Annotated in this window: 11 protein-coding genes; 6 read left to right on the forward strand and 5 right to left on the reverse strand. The window is 67.9% G+C overall.

Annotated elements, in window-relative coordinates; translation table 11 throughout:
* The first annotated feature begins 38 nt into the window (after positions 1–38).
* Positions 39–1,292: a GNAT family N-acetyltransferase gene (locus tag VD997_01530; GenBank protein ID HYE60652.1), complete on the forward strand. Its 1,254-nt coding sequence runs from the start codon at positions 39–41 to the stop codon at positions 1,290–1,292.
* Between the two features lie 122 nt (positions 1,293–1,414).
* Here VD997_01530 and VD997_01535 read toward each other — a convergent pair whose 3' ends face one another.
* Positions 1,415–2,641 (reverse strand): hypothetical protein, encoded by a 1,227-nt coding sequence (locus VD997_01535; protein ID HYE60653.1) that lies wholly within the window; start codon positions 2,639–2,641, stop codon positions 1,415–1,417.
* A 443-nt stretch (positions 2,642–3,084) separates the two neighbouring features.
* On the reverse strand, positions 3,085–4,548 hold the full coding sequence (locus VD997_01540) for a hypothetical protein (protein ID HYE60654.1): 1,464 nt from the start codon (positions 4,546–4,548) through the stop codon (positions 3,085–3,087).
* Between VD997_01540 and hutH the strand changes: the two genes are divergently transcribed.
* The 3 genes from hutH (at position 4,547) to VD997_01555 (ending at position 7,778) form a co-directional block, all read left to right on the forward strand.
* Complete coding sequence (hutH, locus tag VD997_01545) at positions 4,547–6,088, forward strand: histidine ammonia-lyase (GenBank protein HYE60655.1); 1,542 nt, start codon at positions 4,547–4,549, stop codon at positions 6,086–6,088. The genes VD997_01540 and hutH overlap by 2 nt on opposite strands.
* Positions 6,089–6,334: 246 nt before the next feature.
* Positions 6,335–7,384, forward strand: a complete 1,050-nt coding sequence (locus tag VD997_01550) for a DUF4337 family protein (protein ID HYE60656.1) — start codon at positions 6,335–6,337, stop codon at positions 7,382–7,384.
* Positions 7,385–7,394: 10 nt separating this feature from the next.
* Positions 7,395–7,778, forward strand: coding sequence for a hypothetical protein (locus tag VD997_01555; protein HYE60657.1), 384 nt, complete (start codon positions 7,395–7,397; stop codon positions 7,776–7,778).
* A 76-nt stretch (positions 7,779–7,854) separates the two neighbouring features.
* Here the strand turns inward: VD997_01555 and VD997_01560 are convergent, their stop codons facing one another.
* From VD997_01560 to VD997_01570, 3 genes are all read right to left on the reverse strand, one after another.
* The gene (locus VD997_01560; GenBank protein ID HYE60658.1) at positions 7,855–8,115 is read right to left on the reverse strand and encodes a hypothetical protein; all 261 of its coding nucleotides are present in this window, start codon (positions 8,113–8,115) and stop codon (positions 7,855–7,857) included.
* A gap of 140 nt (positions 8,116–8,255) precedes the next feature.
* Positions 8,256–8,882 (reverse strand): hypothetical protein, encoded by a 627-nt coding sequence (locus VD997_01565; GenBank protein ID HYE60659.1) that lies wholly within the window; start codon positions 8,880–8,882, stop codon positions 8,256–8,258.
* 82 nt (positions 8,883–8,964) lie between these two features.
* Positions 8,965–9,330: an RNA-binding protein gene (locus VD997_01570; GenBank protein HYE60660.1), complete on the reverse strand. Its 366-nt coding sequence runs from the start codon at positions 9,328–9,330 to the stop codon at positions 8,965–8,967.
* 684 nt (positions 9,331–10,014) lie between these two features.
* Here VD997_01570 and VD997_01575 point away from each other — a divergent pair.
* A complete protein-coding gene (locus tag VD997_01575; GenBank protein ID HYE60661.1) occupies positions 10,015–11,532 on the forward strand; it encodes an ATPase domain-containing protein in 1,518 nt (505 codons plus the stop codon).
* A complete protein-coding gene (locus VD997_01580; protein ID HYE60662.1) occupies positions 11,529–13,328 on the forward strand; it encodes an ATP-binding protein in 1,800 nt (599 codons plus the stop codon). The genes VD997_01575 and VD997_01580 overlap by 4 nt, the downstream gene beginning before the upstream one ends.
* The last annotated feature ends 152 nt before the right edge of the window (positions 13,329–13,480 follow it).

Below are 13,480 nucleotides of genomic sequence, written 5' to 3' on the forward strand. Positions count from 1 at the left end.
CGCGTTCAACCTGATAGGCTTCCCGACGAGGACCCGCCATGAGCACCACACTTGCCCCCGCCCAGCCCCATGACCACGCCGCCGTCTCGCGCCTGATCTCGCTCGCCTTCGGCAGCCCGATGGACGGCGTGTCCACGTGGCTGGAGAACGCGGGGCTGCACAACTTCCGCGTGATGCGCGCCAACTCTGAGGCGAGTGGGGGGGCAATGCCGATTGCCTGCGCACTGCGGGTGCCCATGGGCCACTTCTTCGGCGGGCGCTCCATCAGGAACATGGGCGTCGCCGGCGTAGCCGTGGCGCCCGAGGCCCGCGGCGGGGGGCTTGCCACAACGCTGATGGCCGAGTTCCTGCGCGAAGCGCGCAGCGAGGGCTATCCGCTCGCCTCGCTCTACCCCGCGACGCTGCCGCTGTACCGGCGCGTGGGCTTCGAGCAGGCGGGCTACTGGTGCGAGTACCGCATCAACCTGAAGCTGCTCAAGCTCGACCCGTCGCTCGAGTGCGGCGGCGACCGCGACCTCAAGGTGCGTGCCTTTGACCGCGAGCGCGACCTCGACGCCGTGCACGTGTGCTACCGTGCGTTCGCAATGCAGCACGAGGGCATGCTCGACCGCGGCGACTACATCTGGGGCCGCATCTTCAAGCCCCGCCAGGGCGAGGCGACTGGCCTGGTTGTTGAGCAGCAGGGGGGTGACGGCACGAAGAGCGTGGTCGGCTACATCTTCTTCCGCCAGGAACGCACCCCCGCCCTCGACCACGATGTCATTGTGAGCGACATGGCCGCGACCACGCCCGCCGCGGCCCGCCGCTTGCTCGACATGCTCAGCGACTTCCGCAGCGTCGGCGCCGAGCTCAGCTTCAACGGCGGGCCCAACCACCCTTTCGTTTCGCTGCTCGCCGAGCAGAAGCTCACGATGAAGCTGCGCGAGTACTGGATGCTGCGCGTGCTGGACGTGGAGGCCGCGCTCACGCAGCGCGGCTACAACCCGCACGTGTCCTGCACGTTCACGCTCGACGTCCGCGACGCGACGTTCCCCGAGAACGCGGGCCCCTGGCGCGTCGAGGTCCACAACGGCAAGGCCGGCGTGAGCAGGGGGGCTGCGGCTGGTGGGTCACGTGCGAGCAGCGATGACACGCTCACCCTCGACGCCCGCACCCTCGCCGCGATGTACTCCGGCTTCCACACGCCCCAGCAGCTACGCTCCGTCGGGAAGCTGCGGGGGGGTGACAGGGGCGTGCTCGCCGCCGCCGCGGCCTTTGCCGGCGCAACACCCTCGCTGCAGGACATGTTCTGATCCCTGGGTACCCCGTCGCTCCGCGGCGGTGCTTTTGCCAGCGTTCGTGCGATCAGCACCAGTCGCGTCCGTGAATCAGCGAGGTCACACCAAGGCCGCCGCGGAGCGGCGGGGTACCCAGGCTACAGCCCGTTCGGCTGCCAGCTCTCGTACTTCGCGAACGGCGTCAAGCGCGTGGGCACCTCATCGCGCTGCTCGGGTGTCAGCACCGCGTCGATCTGGCGGCGGAAGTCGCGGTCGATCTCCAGCCGCTCGCGCCGCGTGGCGTTGATTGGGTGCGACTCGGGCAGCCACGAGCCGTTGTACTGGTTGTGGCGGTCGGTCCTGTCCTTGGTGATCGCTTCCTCCAGCTGCACGCGCCGGTGCTCGGTCTCGAACTCGCGCCATGCCTTCGCGGCCACCTGCCGGTGCTGCCACACGCGCTCCTCGTACCTGCCCGCGATCGCCTTGAGCTGCGACTTCTGCTCGCCGGTGAGGCTCTGCAGCTGCTGGGCGTCCTTGAGGTATTCGTCGAGGCGCGTCGGGCGGCACACCATCGGGTAGCAGCGCTCGAACCACGCCCGCTCGAACGCCTGCTTCTTCTCCGGCGGAACCTGGGCGGCGATCAGGCGTGCATAGCGGTCGTTGAGCGCCTGCACCGCGAGGCGGGCGTCGTTCACCGCCTTCCACGCCTTGCGGGCCTGCTCCGGGTCCTCCTTGAGGCCCTTGCTGTAGAGCTCGGTGTTCTCGTCCTTCGCCTTCTTGCGGGCGACAAGGGCGTGGTCGAGCTCGTCGCTGTAGCGGTTGAGCAGCTCGGCCAACTCCCCTGTCGCTCCCGCCTCTCCGACGACATCCTCTGTCAGCCGCACGAGGTCCACGTTCTCGCCGGTCAGGAGACCCGCGCTCACGTGCCGGATCCGCCGCAGCTCGCGCTCGACGATCGGCCAGCGCGACTCCTCCTCGCGCGTCAGCAGGCTCTTGAGGTCGTCCAGGAACGTCTTCTTGATCTGCTCGGACCGCTTGTTCCACTGCTCGATCCGCTCGTTGGCGGGCTTGAGCAGGTCGACGTTCTGCAGGATTTCGGACTTCTCGATCACCTCCGCCACATACTCCCGCACGGCCGCGCCCTCGCTCGCCAGCGTGCCCGCGTAGCCGTCGTACAGGTTCTGGAGCGCCGTCAGCGACTCCCCTTTCAGGCCCAGGACCCGGATGATCACCTTCAGGTCCCGCTGGGTAAGGTCGGGGCGGAAGCTGTTGGTGCCGCCCAGGAGCGCCATCGACATCGAGCCGTTCTGTGCGAGCGATGGCGTGCTGATTCCGCCCACCGCCAGGAGCGTCGAGACCGCGAGAGTGAGAAGCGTTGATCGCATGCGAGTCCCCATTGAGATTGCCGCCCGAGCGCCGGGCTCACCACGCATGGATGCAGCACGCGCGACTTTCGGGCAGTGGATCAGACGCCGTGGTCCCGTCGGGCTGGCGCGTGAACGGCGCGTCGCCCAGAGGTTTGTCAGCAGGCAAAATCTTGTGTGCTCGCTTCCTGGGCGTGGAGGACGTCACACCGCTACACCGCTCGCTCAATCGCTCCGCACCTGCCTAGGACCAGTCCGATACCGCAGCTCGGCACCTCGCCCACCACGCCAAGCCTCCCGCGAACACCTTCCCAGCAGTGCAGTTTTACATAACCTATCTTATAGGACCTTGGATTGATCGGTCAGATTCCACCCTTAAGGCTCAAAAACAAGAGCACGCGGCCATCCATGCCGCGTGCTCTGACCCTCACGTTCTCTCCGCCAGCATGCGGCGGTGTGGTTGGTTAGCGGGTGGCCTTGGGGTTCATCGCGCCCGCAGAGGCCTCCGCGCTCAGTCGCCGGTTCGCCGCGGTGCGGGTGTCGACATTGGCCATCGAGTTACCGACCCAGCCTGCGATGCGGTCGGACTGCCCGGGCAGGAAGTAGAAGAGCAGGCAGTGGCCGCCGAGCATGGTGACCTTGTCGGGGTTGTTGAGCCGCTCGCTCAGCACGCGGCCCGACTCGGCCGGGACCCACTTGTCCCACTGACCCCAGTACTGGAGCACGGGCTTGTTGGCGAGCACGGTGGCCGTGCGGTAGGGGTCCAGACGCGAGTGCTTGAGGTACGCCCGCTTAAGGCGCTCACGGTCGGCCTTACCCCCCCTGCCCGGGCCCCACTTGAACTTGATGCCGCCGTCGGAGAGGTCGCTCTCCATGGCGATCTCCAGCAGGTTGGCCCCGCCGGCAATCAGCACGGCCGACTCCACGTCATCGCCCAGGCGGGCGGCCGCGGGCGGCACCACCAGCGAGCCGGCGCTGAAGCCGATCACGCAGACCTTGTCGGTGGGCAGGTCGGGGCGGTGCTTGCGGCAGTACTCCAGGGCCGCCTCGGCCGCGTACGCATGATCCGCGAGCACGTCGTCGATGCGGCGGGCGATGGACTGGGCCGCGGTGTCCAGGTCGGTGTCGTTGTTGATCTCGTAGGAGCGCCCGCCACCGATGACCCGGGGGTTGGAATCGATGTCGATGATGGCCCAGCCCTCGCTGCGGAGGCGGTCAACCACCTTGGTCTCGTACTCGTTGCCCATCATGGCGACGAAGTGGATCAGCAGGCCGCGGGGCTCGGTCTTCTGCACGGGCGGGAACCCCATAGGGATTCCCTCGCGCATGGCGGTGTCCAGGTCGGTGTTGTTCCACTTGACGCCGGCCGTGGGGTTGCCGGCCTCGTCCGCGGCTCGGCGCATGCGAGAGCGGGCCATGTAGCCGGGGCGGCGGGGGTCGCTCAGTGACAGCGAGGAGAGGAACCACGCGTTGGGGCGGAACCCCTGCTTCTTGTCGTACTCGCTCTTGAGCACCGCGGGGTCGTTGCCATCGGGGAAGTCCACGATCCGGAGGAGCCCCTGCCCGACGATGTCGTTGAAGACGACCTTCATCATCGGCTCGGTCACCAGGGCCTGGTGCCGCTTGCTGAGCTGCTCGAGCGGCTTCTCGCCGGTCATGTCGAGGCGGCGGTACACATTCGGGGTGGCGTCACGGAGACGCTCCATCTGCGCGAGGTCGCGGGCGGGCCAGTCCCCGGGGGTCATCTCGGCGATCTTGACGTTCTTCTGGGCCGTGCGGTGGCCGGCCTTGTAGGACATGCAGCCGCCCAGGCCGCTCGTGCCCACGGCCGCGCCAACGATGAGGGCCGCGACGGCCGCCCGGCGCAGAACCCCCCTACCCAAGGCCCCGGTTGTTGCTCCGTCCGCTTTCTGGAACACTCCGCTCATGACCGCTCCTGTCCAGGCCCTCATCCTCGAGCCCAAGCCACTGACCATCGGCGACGTGGTTGCTGTCGCCCGACACGCACGACGTGTTGAGGTCGGCCGCTCCGCCCTTGCCGCTCTCGCGGCCTCGCGTGCCGTTGTCGAGCACGCGCTGGGCGACGGTCTCCCCCATTACGGCCTTAATACAGGATTCGGTTCCCTCTCACGCCAGAGCATTCCTACCCATGCCGTCGCGGAACTGCAGCGGAACCTCGTCCGCTCGCACGCGTGCGGCGTAAGTGAGCCGCTGCCAACCGATGTCGTGCGGGCGATGATGCTCCTGCTCGCCGCCAGCCTCTGCCGCGGCATGAGCGGCGTTCGTGCTGTGATTCCAGAGCAAATCGTGAGGCTGCTCAACGCGGGGCTGACGCCGCTGGTCCCCTCGGTAGGGTCCGTCGGCGCGTCGGGCGACCTCGCGCCGCTGGCGCACGTTGCCCTCGCGCTCATCGGCGAGGGGTTCATTACCCAGCACGGAAAAACCATCCCCGCTTCGGAGGCATTGGCAAACGCCAACATTTCACCCGTGGCGCTCGAAGCCAAGGAAGGGCTCGCGCTCATCAACGGCACGCACCTCATGGCCGCCCAGGGCGCCCTGCTCTGCCACGACGCGGACCTCACCTTCGACGCGGCCCTGGTCGCTGCCGCCATGTCGATCGACGCTAGCCGCGGCACCGACGCGTTCCTGGACCCCCGCGTGCACGAGGCCCGCCAGCAGTCGGGCCAGCAACTCGTCGCGTCGCGCCTGCGCTCCCTGCTCGAGGGGAGCGAGGTGATCCCCAGCCACCGCGAGAACGACCCCCGCGTGCAGGACCCATACTCCCTCCGCTGCACGCCGCAGGTGCTGGGCGGGGCCTTGGACTGCATGCTCTATGTCGAGCAGTCGATCAGCGACGAGCTGGGGGCCGTCACCGACAACCCGCTGGTTTTCGCCCCCGAACCCGGGCAGGCGCCCGACCCCCACTCATCGATTGTGTCGGCGGGCAACTTCCACGGCATGCCCCTCGCTATCCCGCTGGACGCCATGACGATCGCACTCGCGCACGTCGCGGGGATCTCCGAGCGCCGCACGTTCTGGATGCTCAGCAACTTTGACCCCGAGGCCCACTTAAAACCCTACCTCACGCCCAAGCCGGGGCTCAACAGCGGCCTCATGATCGTGCAGTACACGGCCGCCGCGTGCTGCAACGAGATCATCACCCTTTCCACGCCCGCGAGCGTGAGCAACGTGGTCACGAGCGCGGGCATCGAGGACTACAACAGCTTCGGCCCCCGCGCGGCCGCCAAGGCCCGCCGCGCCCTGGAACTCACGCAGACGGTGGTCGCGATCGAGCTGCTGTGCGCCGCCCAGGGCCTCGAGTACCACCGCCCCCTCAAGAGCGGCGCCGCGGTCGAACGGGCCCACGCCGCCATCCGCGCCAAAGTCCCCGCCCTGCAGGACGACCGCGTGCTCGCGCCCGACATCGATGCGGTGCTGCGACTCGTTCAGGCTGGTGCGTTCTCCTGAGAAGGCATTTCTTAACGCGAAGGTCGCGAAGGGAAGAGCGAAGACGCGAAGGGGTAATGGAAGTGAGAGGCAATGGATCGTCGCCTTCTACTCCATCTTCCGATCTTCGCGCCTTCGTGCCCATCTTCGCGCTCTTCGCGTTAAGTACTTCCTTCTTCTTCGCGCCTTCGTTCGCCTCTTCGCGACCTTCGCGTTGAAACTCCCCTTCTTCGCGTTGGACCGCAGGGGCGAGTACCCTGAGCACCCATGACCGCCAAGATCCCCCCCACCAAGCTGCCCAAGAGCGTCAAGCTCAACCCCGACGGCACCGAGCAGAAGACGCTGTGGGACAAGGTGCTCACCTACACGCCCGTCGTGATGACCGTCATCGCCACGCTGCTCGCGGGCCTCAGCAACAGCGAGCTCAACGCGGCCCAGTACGAGCGGGCGTGGGCGGCGCAGCTGCAGTCCAAGGTCGCCGACCAGTGGAACTTCTTCCAGGTGAAGCGCATCCGCGGCTCGGCCCTCGACAACACGCTCGAGCTGCTCCAGAACCTGGCGCACACGGTGCCGCTGGACGCCGGCGCGTTCAAGGCCTCCATCGCGGCCCTGCCGCCCACGGGGGAGCCTGATGCGTTTGTAAAACTGCGCGAAGCGGTGAGCGCCCCCGCTGCCGCAGAAGCCCTCGAGACCGCGGCCGCGGGCACCGGGCCCATCGTGCAGATCAAGAAGTACGACAACCCCGCCATCCGCGCCGCCATCGCGGCCATTGAGGGCCGCAAGCCGGAGTCCGAGATCGCGCCGCTCGTGCGGGCCGTGCCGCAGGCGGACATCGAGGAGGCGATTACGGTTTCCCAGGACAACGTGGCCGCGTTCGACGAGGCGATCGGGCCCACCAACCGCGCGCTGGACACGATCCGCGCCGCCTTGGCCGCCGCCACCGCTGGCGCCAACGCGCAGGCCCGCAGGTCCCCCACCGCCGAGTCCACCGCGCTCCGCGACCAGGTCGAGCAGCTCGCCAGCGACTTCACCGCGGCACGCCTGCGCTATAGCGCCCGCCGCTACGACCTCGAGGCCAGCCTCAACAAGGACATCGCGCAGCTCACCGAGATCAGCGTGCGCAAAACAAACCTGCTCGCCGACCACCACAAGGGCCGCAGCCAGCTGTTCTTCATCGGGATGATCATCGCGCAGGCCGCGGTCATCGCGTCGACCATGGCCCTGGCCGTCAAGAAGAAGAGCCTCCTGTGGGGCCTCGCGACCGCCGCGGGTCTGATCGCCGTGGGCTTCGGGGCATACGTGCGGTTCTATGTCTAAGGGACGGGCAATGGCGCAAGTGATCCGCACCCTGCCACCGCACCCGGTAGTGCTCGTGATGGGTCAAGGCGAGCGTGACATCCCAGGAGATCTGAATGGCCCTGTGGTTGTCACCCCAACTTGTATAGCTATCGGCACCGACGCTGAAGAAGACATCGAGATATGGCTTGCTGCCTCCAAAGTAGAACTGCCGCCAGCACTGCGGGATGAGCTCTCCCAGGTGCACGATGGAGAACTTCACACCCCGACACGCGTGGTTTCCATCTACGACACCGCGCTGACCGCTTTGCTCCGAGCAAGCGTGAACAGTGTGCGTACCCGCGTGCGGGTGCTCACGAGTGGGACCCAACCGACTCATGTGGCAGTGATTGTCTCCGCACCGCCTCACGCGTGAGTGCGCCAGCGAGTTGAGAAGAGCCGGGGAGGTTCCATTTGAACTCCTCCCCGGCCCGCATTGCGATGCTCGCTGCTCAGCGGCCGCTGCCTCCACCGCTGCCTCCACCGCTGCCGCCACCGCTCCCGCCGCCGCCCATGCCGCCGCTGGTGGTGCTGCCGCTCCCGCCCGTGCCGCTGCCGCCCTGGGTGCCGCCGCCCGCGCCCCCACCGCTGCCGCTTCCGGCGCCGCCGCCTGAGCCGCCGCTGCTGTTACGCCCCTCGCAACCGACGCTCAGCATCATCGTGCTGCACGCCAGGCCCAGGCACACGATCCAACGAAGTGACTTGGTCAACATGATCAGAACTCCTTCTGCTGTGGAGCACCAGTCTTCGCCCGCGCGGATGATCGGCCGGTGAGGGTCAAGGCGCGCCGTGGCTCACCGACAGAAGCGAGCCGGGTGCATCGTGCGTCCCTCCAGCACCCGCAGGGCGTCGCCTACTCGGAGATGACGCACGTCGAAGTTGGTCCGAGCACCGCCTCGATTCGCCGTCGGAGTTCCACGGCGCACGGGGTGGCGACGAGCCGCTGCTCGAACGCGTCGGGGTCCGCCGGCGTGCCGTGCCCCCAGAGGTACACGGTGAACGAAGCGCGCCCAAAGAACCGGCCGAAGGGCTCGCCCAGGCATTCGAAGAGGTCGTGCCACCCGGCCCGCAGGCCCAGCGAGTTCGGGATGCAGCCGCCGTGGACGGTTTCGGGGATCAGCCGACGGAACTGCTCGTCAGCCTCACGCCAGTGCGACCACAACAGATCCACCTGCAGGCACCTTCCGAGCCTGGCCAGTGCTGGAACGTCCGCCAGGGGCAGCGACCAGCCGAGGTTCTCCCATTCATAGAGCTGGATGCTGTCATCAACCCGGATGACCTTGGAGCTGGTCGTCCACCCAGGATCGGTGGGGCGCGAGATGCGCCGGCAGAACTGCTCCCAGCCACGCTCCTCGCGGTCCGTCCTCAGCACCAGGTCGGTGCCGTCGCAACCGATCGCTGCGAGCACTGCGGGCAGCACCCCGGGCCGCAGCGCCTCCGCAGAGCTTGTAAAGAAGCAGACATTGGTCCGCATCGTCATCGGAGACTCCACACTGAAACAACAAGGGCCGAGCTCACGCCCGGCCCTTGCCTTCATTGATCACTCTAAGCGAAGACGGTGATTACCAGCCGCCGCGGCCGCCGCCGCCGCCACCGCCGCCCCCGTAGCCGCCGCGGCCACCACCGCCGCCGCCGCCACGCCCGCCGCCGAAGCCGCCGCGACCGCCACCACCGCCGCCGCCGCCCTCACGCGGACGGGCCTCATTGACGGTCAGGTCGCGACCGCCGATGTTCTTGCCGTTGAGAGCGTTGATCGCGGCGCGGGCCGCGTTGTCGTCAGCGAACTCGACGAAACCGAAGCCGCGGGGGCGGCCGGTGTCGCGGTCCATGACGAGGGACGCGGAGGTGACCTCGCCGTACTGCGAGAACAGATCACGCAGTTCCTGCTCGGAGGTCTGGAACGAAAGATTGCCGACGTACAGCTTCATAGCTCTGCTTCCAACTTGCCCACTGAACTTTGACCGGCAGCTTGAACCTGGGCAGGAGGAAGCGTCGGGGACCAGACACCCCAGGACTCGAACTCGAGGCGGGGACTGAGAGCCGTCCCAATCATACCACCAAGTTACGGGACGGGCCGGGGAAGAACGGGGGTGTGCACAAGCAAGCCCCGGAAAGCGGCCGGGGATGTCGGGAATCAAGCCCGCCCCACGGGCCTTCAGGTCCCAGGGGCCGACGATCAGCCGTCGGCGCTGGAGGATCAAGGCTTGGCGTCCGGGCGCCAAAGCTTGGCGCTCCAGGATCAAGGCTCGGCGCGCCCGGTTCAGGGCCCGGATCCGTTGGATCAGGGGGCGGCGCTCTGGAACCAAGCCTTGGCGCTCGAGGATCAAGCGTTGGCGCGACAGGTTCAAGCCTCGACGCTCGAGCGCCGGAGGTTGGCGCTGGCGTGCCAAAGACCGAATCTTGGTTCCTACTACCCTGCGAAGGCTTCAACGGGAGCGGCTGGCCCGTCGCCGCGGCAGTTCCCGGTCCACAACCCCCCGGACCAACCCGAACTAAATACACTTTCACCCGCTCCTCAGACGACCACTGTGGGTGTGTGAGTAGCCTTTCAAGCCCAGCCGGGGACGGTGCGCAGGACGCGGCCACACCCGGCGGAGCAGGCCGGACCTTCCATGCCAGAAAATAGAGACCAGATCGTCACAACCGGTGTCCAGGGCCTCGACATTGTCCTCAACGGCGGGCTCCCCGCCGGGCACGTGTACCTCGTCGAGGGCACGCCGGGCTCGGGCAAGACCACCATCTCCCTCCAGTTCCTCCTCGAGGGCGTCAAGAGGGGCGAGAAGGCCCTCTACATCACCCTGAGCGAGACCAGGATGGAGATCGAGAAGATCGCCCGCTCCCACGGCTGGGACATCAAGGGCATCGAGATCTTTGACCTCGCCGCCAGCCTCGGCACCATCACCGAGGAGGACCAGTACACCGTCTTCCGCCCCAGCGAGGTCGAGCTCGGCGAGACGAGCAAAAAGATCGCCGATGAGATCGAGAAGCACAAGCCGACGCGCGTGGTGATCGACTCGCTCAGCGAGATCCGCCTGCTGGCCCGCGACCCGCTGCGTTACCGCCGCCAGGTTCTGGGGTTTAAGCACTTCTTCATCGGGCGTGGGAGCACCGTGCTCCTGATTGACGACATGACGGCCGCGGACGGGGACGACCAGCCGCAGTCGATTGTGCACGGCCTCATCCAGCTCGACCGCGTGGGGTCGGACTACGGCGCCGAGCGCCGCCGCATCCGCGTCGTCAAGCTCCGCGGCGCCGCCTTCCGCGGCGGGCACCACGACCTCCTCATCAACAGGGGCGGCATCGAGGTCTTCCCGCGCCTGGTCTCCAGTCTCCACGAAGTCCAGTTCGAGGACCGCCCCGCCTCCAGCGGCGTCGCCGAGCTCGACCAGCTCCTCGGGGGCGGCGTCGACCGCGGCACCAGCACCCTCATCACCGGCCCCGCCGGCACCGGGAAGTCCGCCATCGCGACTCAGTTCGCCTACACGGCCCTCAAGCGCGGCGAGAAGGTCGCCGTATTCGCCTTCGAGGAAAACCAGCGGATCGCCTGCCGCCGCTCCAAGGCCTTGGGCATGGACATTGAGCCGTTCATCAAGAACGGCCAGTGCTCCTTCCGTCACACCGACCCAGCCGAGCTCTCGCCCGGCGAGTTCGCGGCCCTCGTCCGCCGCAGCGTCGAGCAAGACGGTGTCACGGTCGTTGTCATCGACAGCCTCAACGGCTACCTCAACGCCATGCCCGAGGAGCGGTTCCTGACCGCGCAGCTGCACGAGCTGCTCGCCTACCTCAACCATCGCGGCGTCGTCACCCTGATGGTCCTGGTGCAGCGGGGCATGATGGGTGCGGGGATGGCCCCGCCCGTGGACGTCAGCTACCTGTCGGACACCATCATCCTGCTGCGTCACTTCGAAGCCTTCGGGGCCGTGCGGAAGGCGATCTCCGTGGTCAAGAAGCGCTCCGGCAGCCACGAGGACACCATCCGCGAGCTGCGCTTCGAGCCCGGGCGCGTCCGCGTTGGTGAAACGCTCGAGCGATTCCGCGGCGTGCTCACGGGCGTCCCGATGTACGTGGGGACCGAGGGCGGACTGATGAAGGACGATCGCGTGAACCGCGCCCCGGAGAGCGACGTGTGAAGCAGCGGCGTCGCCAAGTAGCCGCCCCTCCGGGCATCCTCGCGGTCTGCGCCCCCAGCGGGAAGGACGCCGAGATGATGCTGCAGGCACTCCTGAAGGAGGGGCTGCAGTGCCGCGCCTTCGCGGGGATGGCGGGCCTGTGCGCGGCCCTCGAGGCCGGGGCCGAGCTGGCGATCGTGGCCGAGGAAGTACTGAACCAGGACTCGGTCACCCTGCTGTCCGCGGTGCTCGAGACGCTGCCCAGCTGGTCCGACCCGCCGGTCATCGTGCTGGGTGCGCCCAACCGGGAACCCTCGCCCAAGCTCATGGCGTACCTCGGCACGCTGGCCAATATTACGGTGGTCGAGCGTCCCACCCGTCCGCTCACGCTGCTCGCGGTGGTGCGCTCCGCCCTGCGAGCACGAGCACGTCAGCATGAGACCCGTGAGCTTTTCGAAGAGCTCAAGGCGTCCCGCGAAGAGATCTCCCGCCACCGTGACGAACTGGCCGACGCCGTTCGCCGCCGCACCGAGGAGCTCCAGTCGGTCAACGCGGCCCTGCGGCTGAGCGAGCGCATGGCCGCGATCGGCACGCTCTCGGCGGGCATCGGCCACGACATCGCCAACCTGCTCCTCCCGGTGCGCGTGCACATTGACGCGCTCGAGCAGAACGCCAACGGCAAAAACAATGGGGTCCACACGAGCCCCTCGGACCACATCCCGGCCATCCGCGCCTGCATCGGCCACCTCCAGCGTCTCAGCGCTGGCCTGCGGCAGATGGCGCTGGACCCCGACGACACCAGCGCCGCCGGCCCCGGCACCGAGGACACCGACCTGACGGAGTGGTGGCAGACGGCCGAACCAGTCATTCGCAACACGCTGCCCAAGGGCGTCCGCCTGGAGGCCGATATCGCGCCCGGGCTGCGGGCCTCCATCGCCGCTCACCAGCTCAGCCAGGCCATCGTCAACCTCGTTCAGAACGCCGGCGACGCCATCGCGAGCAGGGGCGGCAAGCCCGGCGGCATGGTCCGCGTGTGGGCGCGCCCCGGGCGCGAGGGCGTGCCTCCGCGTAGCGGGCAGCCCACGATGTGGGGCACGTGGCCCGGCGAGGACCGTGTCCGCGTCGGCGTGACCGACGACGGCCCCGGCATGTCCGAGGAAGTCCGCCGCCGCTGCCTCGAACCACTGTTCACCACCAAGACGCGCCGCCTTTCCACCGGCCTGGGCCTGGTGCTCGTGAAGGGCATCGTTCAGCGCGCGGGCGGCGAACTCTCGATCCACAGCGACAACAACCCCAACTCCACCACCCACGGCACCACCTTCACGCTCACGCTTCCCATCCCAGCCGGTGCCCGCGCCGCTCGCCCCAAAGCCGCGGTGACCGTGCGCGATCCCCGCTTCCGCGGCTTCATATCCTCCACGCTCAAGTCGCTCGGTTACGAGCCCGACCCTTACAGCCCCGAACTCCTCGCGGCGACCACCGCCGCGGCGCTGTCCACGGCCGCGCGGGTCCGCCAGAGCTCAGGTACCGCTCTCCTCAACACCCCCACCGCCAGCAGCTCCACAGGTCATGTCAACGCGGCGTCACTGGGAGAGGCTTGCCTCTGGATCACCGATCCGGACGTCACCACCCCCGGCGATGTGCACGCCTTCGCGGCGTCCGGGCGTGATCGGAAGGTGCTGGTCCTTGGTCCGGGGGGCCTTGCTAAGTCCAGCGCGACCGCCTTGGATGACGTCATGGACCGCGTCGTTGACTTCCCCAGCCGCCCGGGCCCGACACAGGTGCGCGAGGCGCTCTCGTCTCTGTGCGCGAGATAACTCGCGGAACTGAAGGTGTTTGCGGTTGTGGGCACGTCCGAGAACGCATTCTGCATTCAGATCTTTTCAAGTTTCACTCACCACTCCCCTACTGACGATTGCAAACCCGCGTAGGGGGGGTACTGTCCCCACGCGTGTCCGCGGGCATTCGT

The sequence above is a fragment of the Phycisphaerales bacterium genome (assembly GCA_035627955.1).
Classification (GTDB): Bacteria; Planctomycetota; Phycisphaerae; order Phycisphaerales; family UBA1924; genus JAEYTB01.